The sequence below is a fragment of the Micrococcus sp. CS26 genome (assembly GCF_055522295.1).
The window spans coordinates 25,367-34,528 of record NZ_JBVFVY010000022.1; the positions used below are offsets into that span (position 1 = coordinate 25,367).

Consider the following 9,162-nt stretch of genomic DNA (forward strand, 5'->3'; position numbering starts at 1 on the left):
CTCGGCACCATGATCCGGACCCCCTGGACCCGCACCCCCGCCGGCGCGAGGCGCGCGCGCCGCCCCCGACAGTTCCGCCGCGTGACGACGACCGGGCCCGCCGCCGTGGACGTGGCCTGGGCCCGCTACGCCGACCTGCGCCTGTGGCCGCGGTGGGCTCCGCAGATCCGCGCCGTGGAGGCGCCACGGCGCCGGCTGCGGGCCGGGCTTCGCGGCGTGGTCCACGCGCCCCTGGGGCTGCGCGTCCCGTTCGTGGTCGAGGAGGTCGACGATGACGCCCGCACCTGGCGGTGGACGGTGCGGGTGGCCGGGACGGCGGTCTCCATGACGCACGACCTCACCGCCACCCCCCGCGGCACCCGGGCGGGGCTGACGGTCCACGGGCCCGCCGTCGTCGCCCTGGCCTACCGACTGCCGGCCCGCGTGGCGCTGCGGCGGCTGTGCCGGGCGCACCTCTGAGGGCGGACCGCCGGGCCGGGCCTGTGGCCAGGGGCCCCGCCCGCCTCACACCGCCGCGGCGTCGGTCCGCAGCTCGACGCGCGGCCAGTCGGCGAGGTCGGCGAGCATCTGCCGGTCGTGGGTCACCACGACGACGGCCTGCTCCGTGACCTGCAGGGCCTCGGTCATCTCGTCCACGAGCGCGGGGGAGAGGTGGTTCGTCGGCTCGTCCAGCAGCAGCACGTGGGGGCGCTCGATGAGCACCATCGCCAGGTGCAGACGGGCCTGCTGCCCCTGGGACAGGCGTCCGACCGGGGTGTCCGCGGCCTCGGCGGTGAGCAGCCCGAGCGAGGGCAGCGTGGGGGCCGGCAGGGGACGGCCCAGGTCGTCGACGCCGGCCTCGTCCGCGCCGACGCGGCGCACGTGCTCCTCGAACACGGCGGCGGCGGTGCGCTCCTCGTCCCACGCGGGGGTCTCCTGCGCCACGAGGCGCACGCGCACGTCGGCGCCCACGGTCACCAAGCCGCTCGTGGGCTCCAGGTCCCCGGCGAGCACGCGCAGCAGCGTGGACTTCCCGGCCCCGTTCGGGCCCGTCACCAGCACGCGGCCGCCCGGCACGAGGGCCGCGCCCATCGGCTGCTCGAGCCGCCCGGCCACGCGCACGGCGTCCGCGGTGAGCAGGACGTCGTCGCCCGCCGTGCCCGGCCCGCCCGCCGTGCCCGCCGCCGCGTCCGCGCCGTCCCGCGGGTCGCCGTCGGGCATGTCCGCGAACGGCCAGTCCAGGCGCAGGGGCGGCTCGGGCACGGTGATCCGGTGCGCCTCCAGCTCGTCGAAGCGCCGGTTGAACATCTGCACGATCCCCGCCGACCGGCTCGAGCGCTGGTGCTTGCCGGTGCCCTTCGGGGGCCGCCACGAGCCCTGCATCTGCTCCCGCGCGTCCTCCACGGCCAGCTCCAGCCGCTCGCGCTCGGCGTTCTGCTCGGCGTACTCCTGCTCCCAGGCGGCCCGGGCGCGGCGGCGCCCCTTCGCCCAGCCGGCGTACCCGCCGGAGTACCGCCGCGGCCGCCCGTCCTGGCTGGGATCCAGGTCCACGATGTCGGTGCACACGGCGCGCAGCAGGGCGCGGTCGTGGCTGACGACGGCGACCCCGCCCGGGTGCTCCACCAGCCGGCGGGTGAGGAAGTCCAGGGCGACGTCGTCCAGGTGGTTGGTCGGCTCGTCCAGCAGCAGCAGGTCCGGCCGGGAGCCGAGGGTGACGGCCAGGCGCACCCGGTGGCGCTGGCCGACCGAGAGCGATGTGAGGGGGCGCTCGCGGTCCGTGCACGCGTGCAGCCCCTCGAGGTCCATGTCCACGCGCCGGCCGGCGTCCCAGGCGTCGTAGAGGTGGGCCCGCTCCAGCGCGGTGGAGTACCGGTGTCCGGCGCCGGCGTCGTCGGGGGCCTCGGCCAGGGCGGCCGCGGCGGCGTCCAGGGCCTCGAGTGCGGCGTGCGGGCCCGTGAGGGCGTCGCGGACCAGGTCGCCCACCGTGCGGGAGCGCCCGTCGGCCCGCGCCCGCAGCGCCTGCGGGACGAACGCGAGCGTGCCCGCCCGCGTCACGCGGCCGACGTCGGGCGTGATCCGGCCCGTGAGCACGTGGAGCAGCGTGGTCTTGCCGCGCCCGTTCTCACCCACGATCCCGAGCCGCGAGCCGGCGTTGATCCGCACCGTGGCGTCCGTGAGCACGCGGTGCCCGCCGAGCGAGACGGTCAGGTGCTCGCCGCGCAGGTGGGCGGCGGGCCCGGCGGGCAGGGCGGGGGAGGGAGGGCCGGAGGTCATGTCCGCCAGTCTAGGGAGGGGGCGCGCTGCCGCGTCCGGGGTCGGGACTACGCTCGGGGCCATGTCCGCCGCCCCGCCGCCGCCCGCCTTCGGCACCGTCCTGCACCACCGCGCCCACGGGATGGCCCCGGGGGAGTCCATCTCCCCGCCGCTGGTCCACGCGAGCGCGTTCCACCTGCCCGGCGCGGACCCGGACGGCGCCCCCACCGCCCCCGGCGCGGACGTGCCTTTCCAGTACGCGCGCTGGGCCACGCCCACCTGGTCCGCGCTCGAGGCCGCCCTGGGCGCGCTGGAGGACGCCGACGTCGCCGTGGTCCCCTCCGGCATGGCCGCGATCGCCGCCGTCCTGCTGCCCCTGCTGCACCCGGGGGACCGCGCCCTCCTGCCCGCGGACGGCTACGGGCCCACCCGCGCCCTCGCCGCCGAGCACCTCACGCCCCGAGGCGTGCACGTGGACCTGGTCGCCACCCAGGGGCTCGCCCATGCGGACCTGAGCGGCTACGACCTGGTGCTCGTGGAGACCCCCTCCAACCCGGGGCTGCGCGTGGCGGACCTGGCGGACGTCGCCGCCCGCGCCCACGCGAACGGCCGCCGGGACGGCGCGGGGGCCCTCGTGGTGGTGGACAACACGCTGCTGACCCCCCTGGGGCAGCGCCCGCTGGAGCTGGGGGCGGACGTGGTCGTGGCCTCGGACACGAAGGCCGTCAACGGGCACACGGACGCCCTCGGCGGGCACGTGGCCAGCCGGGACCCGCAGGTGATGGCGCGGGTGCGCGGCTGGCGGACCCTGGCCGGCGGGATCCTGGGCACCCACGAGGCCTGGCTCATCCACCGCGGTCTCGAGACCCTCGAGGTCCGCTTCGCCCGGATGTGCGCCTCGGCGCAGGCGGTCGCGGAGCTGGCCGCGGGCCACCCGGCGGTGCGCGCCGTGGTCTACCCGGGGCTGGCGGACCACCCGGACGCGGAGGTCGTGGCGCGTCAGATGACGGCGGCGGGCGGCCTCGTCGGGCTGCGGTTCGCGGACGCGGCGGCGGCCGAGCGGTTCATCGCCGCGGCGCAGTACGTGGTGCCGCAGACCAGCTTCGGCGGCACGCACACGGCGGCCGAGCGCCGCGCCCGCTGGGGCGACGACGTCCCGGACGGTTTCGTGCGTCTGTCCGTGGGCGTGGAGCCCACCGCCGAGCTGCTGGCCGACCTGGAACGCGCGATGACCGCCGCGGGCGGCGGGCCGACCGCCTGACCCGCGCCCTCCGCACTTTGTGGGCCGAATACGACTCTCCCGGGGGCTCTGGGGCCCGGGAGAGTCGTATTCGGCCCTGAAAGTGAGCGCCGCCGAGACCTCACCCTGACCCGCGTCCCGGCTACGCTCGCGGACGAGGCCGCCCACCCGCGCCTCGCCCGCCCGCCCCGTCCCAGGAGGCCCCGCCCCATGCAGCTCGACCTGATCGTGGAGAACGCCCGCCTCATCACCGGCGACCCCGCCCGCCCGTCGGCCTCGCGGCTGGGGGTGTGGCGGGGCGTCGTCGTCGGGGTGGACGAGGAGATGGACGGCCTCGCGACGCGCGAACGTCTCGACGCGCGGGGGCGCACCGTCCTCGCCGGGTTCAACGACGCCCACGCGCACAGCGTCTGGTTCGGCCAGTCCCGGCTGGACGTGGACCTCGAGGGCGCGCGCACCGCGGAGGAGGTCCACCGCCGGGTCCGCGCCCGCGCCGCCGAGCTCGACCCCGGCGCCTGGGTGACGTGCACCGGCTTCGACCCCGGCCACCTCACCGGCCCCCAGCCGGACCGGGACGACCTCGACGCCGCCGCCTCCGGGCGCCCGGTGCTCATCCGCCACAACACGGGCCACGCCGTCACGGTGTCCGGGGCGGTGCTGGTCCTGGCCGGTGTGGGGGAGCAGGTGCTGCAGCAGCCCGAGGGCGGGCGGATCCTCACGGATGCCGCCGGCCGGCCCACCGGCCTGTTGGAGGAGACCGCCATGAGCCTGGTGACCCGGCTGCTGCAGCCGGAGTCCCACGAGCACATCGGCGCGTGCCTGGCGCGGGCCTCGCAGGAGTACGCGGCCGAGGGCATCACCTCGGTGACGGATGCGGGGGTGGCCGGCGGGTGGATCGGGCACAGCCCGCTCGAGTTCGGCGCGTATCAGCGCGCCCGGGACGCGGGGCTGCTGCGCACCCGCTTCCAGACGATGGTCACCCTGGACGCGCTGCACCCGGTGGACGGCCATCCCGACGACGGCACGCACCTCACCCTCGACGCCGGCGTGCGCACGGGCGTGGGCGACGAGTGGCTGCAGATCGGGCCGGCGAAGGTGTTCACGGACGGGTCGATGCTCGGACAGACCGCCGCGATGACCGAGGACTACTGCGGCCACGGCCACGGCCGCGGCTACCTACAGCAGGACGCGGGAGAGATGCGCCGAGCGTGCCTCGGTGCGGCGGCCGCCGGCTGGGCGCTGGCCCTGCACGCGATCGGCGACGCCGCCCTGGACTTCGCCCTCGACGTGATCGCCGAGGCGCGGGGCCGGTTCGGGCGGCCCGTGATGCCGCACCGCGTGGAGCACGGCGGGGTGGTCCGCGACGATCAGGTGGCCCGCATGGCCGAGCTGGAGGTCGTGATGGCCACCCAGCCGAACTTCATCAGCGCGTTCGGCGGGTCGGTGCGGGAGCGGATCGGGCCGGAGCGGGCCGCGCTCTCGTACCCGGCCGGGCGGCTGCTGCGCGCGGGCCTGGTGCTGCCCGGCAGCTCGGACCGTCCCGTGGCCGGCGGCCGCCCGCTGGAGGTCATCCAGGACTTCGTGCTGCGCCGCACCGAGACCGGCGAGCAGTACGGCCCGGACGCGGAGCGGCTCACGGTGGCCGAGGCCCTGCACGCCTACACGGTCGGCTCCGCGGAGGCGACCGGCTGGGGCGGCCGCAAGGGACGGCTCGTCGCGGGCCAGCTCGCGGACTTCACGGTGCTCAGCGAGGACCCGCGCGCGGTGCCGAGCGATCAGATCGCGGCGATCGACGTCGTCGCCACCGCCGTGGGAGGGGAGTTCGTGCACGGCGGGCTGTGACGCCCGGCCCCGGCCCCGACGCCCCGCGACACCCGCCCCCCGCGACGAGCCCTGCGATATGGCCCCTACCCGCCCGGTTTAGGGGCCATATCGCAGGGCTCGTCGTCCAGGGGAGCGGGTGGGGCACGTCCGGTGACCCGGCGGTCAGCCGTGGCTCTGCCGGGGGGCTGCTCCCTACGCTCGGAGAACGGCGCGCAGACCGCGCGCCGCCCCGAGACCATGAGGAGCACCCCGTGGCGCACGACGACGCGAACACCACCACCACCGACCAGCTCACCCTGCAGGACCCCACGAAGCGCTACCCCGTGATCAGCCCGCCGGAGCAGTCGTTGCCCGGCACCGGCCTGGACGCGGAGATGACGCCGAAGGCCGACCTGGGTGAGAAGTCCTACCGCGGCACCGGCCGTCTCGAGGGCCGCAAGGCGCTCATCACCGGCGGCGACTCCGGCATCGGCGCGGCCACCGCGATCGCGTTCGCGCGCGAGGGCGCCGACGTCGTGATCACCTACCTGCCCGAGGAGGAGAAGGACGCCCAGCACGTCCTCGAGGTCCTGCAGGCGGAGGGGCGCACCGCCGCCGGGATCCCCGGCGACCTCCGCGACAAGACGTTCTGCGCCGACCTCGTGGCCCAGGCGGTCGAGAAGCTCGGCGGGCTGGACGTGCTGGTGAACAACGCCGGCAAGCAGGTGGCGCAGGACTCGATCGAGGACATCGACGACGAGCAGCTCGAGGCCACCTTCGACGTCAACATCCTGGCCCAGTTCCGCCTGGTCAAGGCCGCCCTGCCGCACCTGAAGCCGGGCTCCACGATCATCAACACCACGTCCGTGGTGACCTACATGGCCCCGCCGCAGCTCGTGGACTACGCCTCCACCAAGGCCGCCATCAACACCTTCACGAAGGCCCTGGGCCAGCAGCTGGCCCCGAAGGGCATCCGCGTGAACGCCGTGGCGCCCGGTCCGATCTGGACCCCGCTGCAGCCCTCCGGCGGCCAGAAGCCGGAGGCCCTGCCGGAGTTCGGCCAGTCCACTCCGCTGGGCCGCGCCGGGCAGCCCACCGAGCTCGCCCCGGCGTACGTGTTCCTGGCCTCGCCGGAGTCCTCCTATGTGGTGGGCGCGACCATCCCGGTGACCGGCGGCATGCCCACCCCGTGACCGGAGCCGGGCGTTCCTGTCCCTGGGCGGTCACACCACCAGGGACAGGAACGCGCCGAGCGCGAAGCCGACCACGGTGAGCAGCCCGGCCTTCTCCCCGCCCTTCTCTCGGGCCTCGGGGATCATCGTGTCGATCAGCATGACCAGCAGGGCGCCGGCCGCGAAGCCCTGGATGCCGCCGGTCAGGGCAGGGGAGGCGACGTCGGCGATCAGCCCGCCGCCCCACGTCGCCAGGGCGCAGACCACCGCCACGAGCGACCACTGGATCAGCAGGTGGCGGCGCGTCTTGCCGCCGTCGAGGGAGTCGGCCGTGGCGGCGATGGACTCGGGCAGGTTGGACATGAAGATCGCCACGAGCAGCGCGAGGGACACGCCCTCGCCCGCGACCAGCCCGATGCCCAGCACGAGCTGTTCCGGGATGCCGTCCAGCAGCGCGCCCACGGTCAGCGCCGCACCCGAGGACGAGCCCCCGGACCTCGCGGCGGAGCGCTCCACCGCACGGTCGCCGAGGAAGTAGGCGGCCGCGCCGAGCGTCAACCCGATGCCGACGGCGGCAGGTCCGGCCGCCTGCACGCCCGCCTCCGCGAGCTCGAAGGACACGGACGCGATCAGGGCGCCGGCGCCGAAGGCGAGCACGAGTCCGATCGTGCCCATGTGCCAGCGGCGCAGGGTCGCCAGGACGGCGCCCACGAGCAGGGAGGACGCGGCGACCGCGCCCCACATCAGGGTCATCACGGCAGCCAGGCTACGCGCTGACCGGGGGCGACGCCGGGCCGCCGCCTCAGCTCACCGCACGACCTCGTCCGCCTCGCCCGTGAGCCCGAGCTTCTCGGCCACGTAGTCCACGTCCTTGTCTCCGCGGCCGGAGAGGTTGACCAGGATCCGCGCGTCCCGGCCCATCTGCGGGGCGAGGCGGATCGCGTGCGCCACGGCGTGCGCGGACTCGAGCGCGGGGATGACGCCCTCGAGCCGCGTGAGCCGCTGGAACGCGTCGAGCACGGCCGCGTCGTCCTCGGCCACGTACCGGACGCGGCCGACGCTCGCGAAGTGGGCGTGCTGTGGACCGACGCCCGGGTAGTCCAGGCCCGAGGCGATCGAGTGCACGGGATCCGGGGTGCCGTCGTCGTCGGCGAGGACGAGGGTGGCCATGCCGTGGAGGACGCCGTCGCGGCCCTGGGTCATGGTCATCGCGTGCTCGCCCTTGGTCGCGGAGCGGCCGCCGGGCTCGACGCCCACGAGCGCGACGTCGGCGTCGTCGAGGAACGCGGTGAACGCGCCGATCGCGTTGGAGCCGCCGCCCACCGCGGCGACGACGGCGCTCGGCAGCGCCCCGAACCGCTCCTGGAACTGGGCGCGGGCCTCGCGGCCGACCACGGACTGGAAGTCGCGGATCATCGTGGGGAACGGGTGTGGGCCCACCACGGAGCCGATGGCGAACAGGTACTTCTCCGGGTCCGCCGCGTACACCTCGAACGCCGAGTCCACGGCCTCCTTCAGGGAGCGGCCCTCGCGCTCCACCGAGACCACCTTCGTGCCGAGCAGGCGCATGCGCACCACGTTGGGGTGCTGCTTGGCCACGTCGATCGCGCCCATGTGGATCTCGCAGTCGAGGCCGACCATCGCGGCCGCCGTCGCCAGGGCCACGCCGTGCTGGCCGGCGCCGGTCTCCGCGATCAGGCTGCGCTTGCCCATGCGCTTGGCGAGCAGCGCCTCGCCGATCGTGTGGTTGATCTTGTGGGCGCCCGTGTGGTTCAGGTCCTCGCGCTTGAGCACGATCCGTGCGCCGCCGAGCTCGTCGGAGAGGCGGCCCAGCGGGGTCAGGGGGGAGGGGCGCCCGACGGCGTCGCGCAGCAGGCGTCGGTATTCGGCGTAGAACTCGGGGTCGGTGCGGGCCTCGGCGTAGGCGCGGGCGACCTCGGCCATGGGGCCGGCCAGCTGCGGGGGCAGGTGGGCGCCGCCGTACTGGCCGAACATGCCGTCCGCGGAGACGTCCAGGTCCGGGGTGGTGACGAGGTCGCAGGCCTCGGCGAGGGTGCGGGGCTCGGCGGCGCCTCTCAGGGCGTTGTCCTCGGGGTTGCGGTGGGTCATCGGTGGTCCTCCTGGGATGGGGCCCGCCGAGCCGCTCATGACGGAGCCGCCCGGCAGGCGAGCGGCTCGTCGTGTCAGATGCGCATGACCGGGGCCGCCCTCAGGCGGTCCACCACTGCTGCGCGTGCATCTGCATGGGGCCAGCGTACTGCACGTCGGGGCAGGCGTGAGTCTCACCATGTGGCTACAAATCTCATAATGTGGACGAGGCTCCCCATCTCAGTGAATCGCGATTCACCCTGGATCCATGACCGTCACCACCGTCGACACCCAGTCCCTGACCGCCGAGGCCGCCGCTGTGCTGGCCGCGATGCCCGGTGTGTCCTACGAGACGTTCCTCGCCGAGGCCCCAAGCCTGCCGGGTGTGGTCGCCGTCGTCGCCGACGACGCGGCCCGTGCCGCCCTCGGCCTGCCCGCGCAGCACACCGGCCTGCTCGCCGTGACGGCGGCGCCGCACGGCCTGCGCGACCGCGACGTCCGCGTCGCCTTCCAGTCCGGCCGCACCGGCGCCTCCCCGCTGCGCCAGGGCCTGGCCGCGCTGCTCAGGGACGTGCTCGCCCTGGACGTGGAGCGCACCAGCCCGGGTGCGGCGGGGGAGGGTTTCGC

General features: G+C 75.6%; 7 protein-coding genes and 1 pseudogene. 5 read left to right on the top strand and 3 right to left on the bottom strand.

The window, feature by feature from the left end:
• The first annotated feature begins 9 nt into the window (after nucleotides 1-9).
• On the top strand, nucleotides 10-459 hold the full coding sequence (locus tag ACZ1IK_RS09505) for an SRPBCC family protein (protein ID WP_020627043.1): 450 nt from the start codon (nucleotides 10-12) through the stop codon (nucleotides 457-459).
• Nucleotides 460-504: 45 nt separating this feature from the next.
• Here ACZ1IK_RS09505 and ACZ1IK_RS09510 read toward each other — a convergent pair whose 3' ends face one another.
• A complete protein-coding gene (locus tag ACZ1IK_RS09510) occupies nucleotides 505-2,253 on the bottom strand; it encodes an ABC-F family ATP-binding cassette domain-containing protein (RefSeq protein WP_036315586.1) in 1,749 nt (582 codons plus the stop codon).
• Nucleotides 2,254-2,314: 61 nt separating this feature from the next.
• Here ACZ1IK_RS09510 and ACZ1IK_RS09515 point away from each other — a divergent pair, with 61 nt between their 5' ends.
• The 3 genes from ACZ1IK_RS09515 (at nucleotide 2,315) to ACZ1IK_RS09525 (ending at nucleotide 6,468) form a co-directional block, all read left to right on the top strand.
• Nucleotides 2,315-3,493: a cystathionine gamma-lyase gene (locus ACZ1IK_RS09515; protein ID WP_020627041.1), complete on the top strand. Its 1,179-nt coding sequence runs from the start codon at nucleotides 2,315-2,317 to the stop codon at nucleotides 3,491-3,493.
• A gap of 189 nt (nucleotides 3,494-3,682) precedes the next feature.
• Entirely contained in the window at nucleotides 3,683-5,314 is a 1,632-nt protein-coding gene (locus tag ACZ1IK_RS09520) for an amidohydrolase (RefSeq protein WP_063189474.1), read from the top strand.
• Between the two features lie 233 nt (nucleotides 5,315-5,547).
• A complete protein-coding gene (locus ACZ1IK_RS09525) occupies nucleotides 5,548-6,468 on the top strand; it encodes a glucose 1-dehydrogenase (RefSeq protein WP_036315591.1) in 921 nt (306 codons plus the stop codon).
• Between the two features lie 30 nt (nucleotides 6,469-6,498).
• Here ACZ1IK_RS09525 and ACZ1IK_RS09530 read toward each other — a convergent pair whose 3' ends face one another.
• Together ACZ1IK_RS09530 and trpB are read right to left on the bottom strand one after the other, a co-directional pair.
• On the bottom strand, nucleotides 6,499-7,200 hold the full coding sequence (locus tag ACZ1IK_RS09530) for a ZIP family metal transporter (protein ID WP_036337122.1): 702 nt from the start codon (nucleotides 7,198-7,200) through the stop codon (nucleotides 6,499-6,501).
• A 54-nt stretch (nucleotides 7,201-7,254) separates the two neighbouring features.
• Nucleotides 7,255-8,556, bottom strand: a complete 1,302-nt coding sequence (gene trpB / locus ACZ1IK_RS09535; protein WP_218832400.1) for a tryptophan synthase subunit beta — start codon at nucleotides 8,554-8,556, stop codon at nucleotides 7,255-7,257.
• 247 nt (nucleotides 8,557-8,803) lie between these two features.
• Between trpB and ACZ1IK_RS09540 the strand changes: the two are divergent.
• Nucleotides 8,804-9,162: pseudogene (locus ACZ1IK_RS09540) on the top strand (hypothetical protein); the annotation flags it as partial.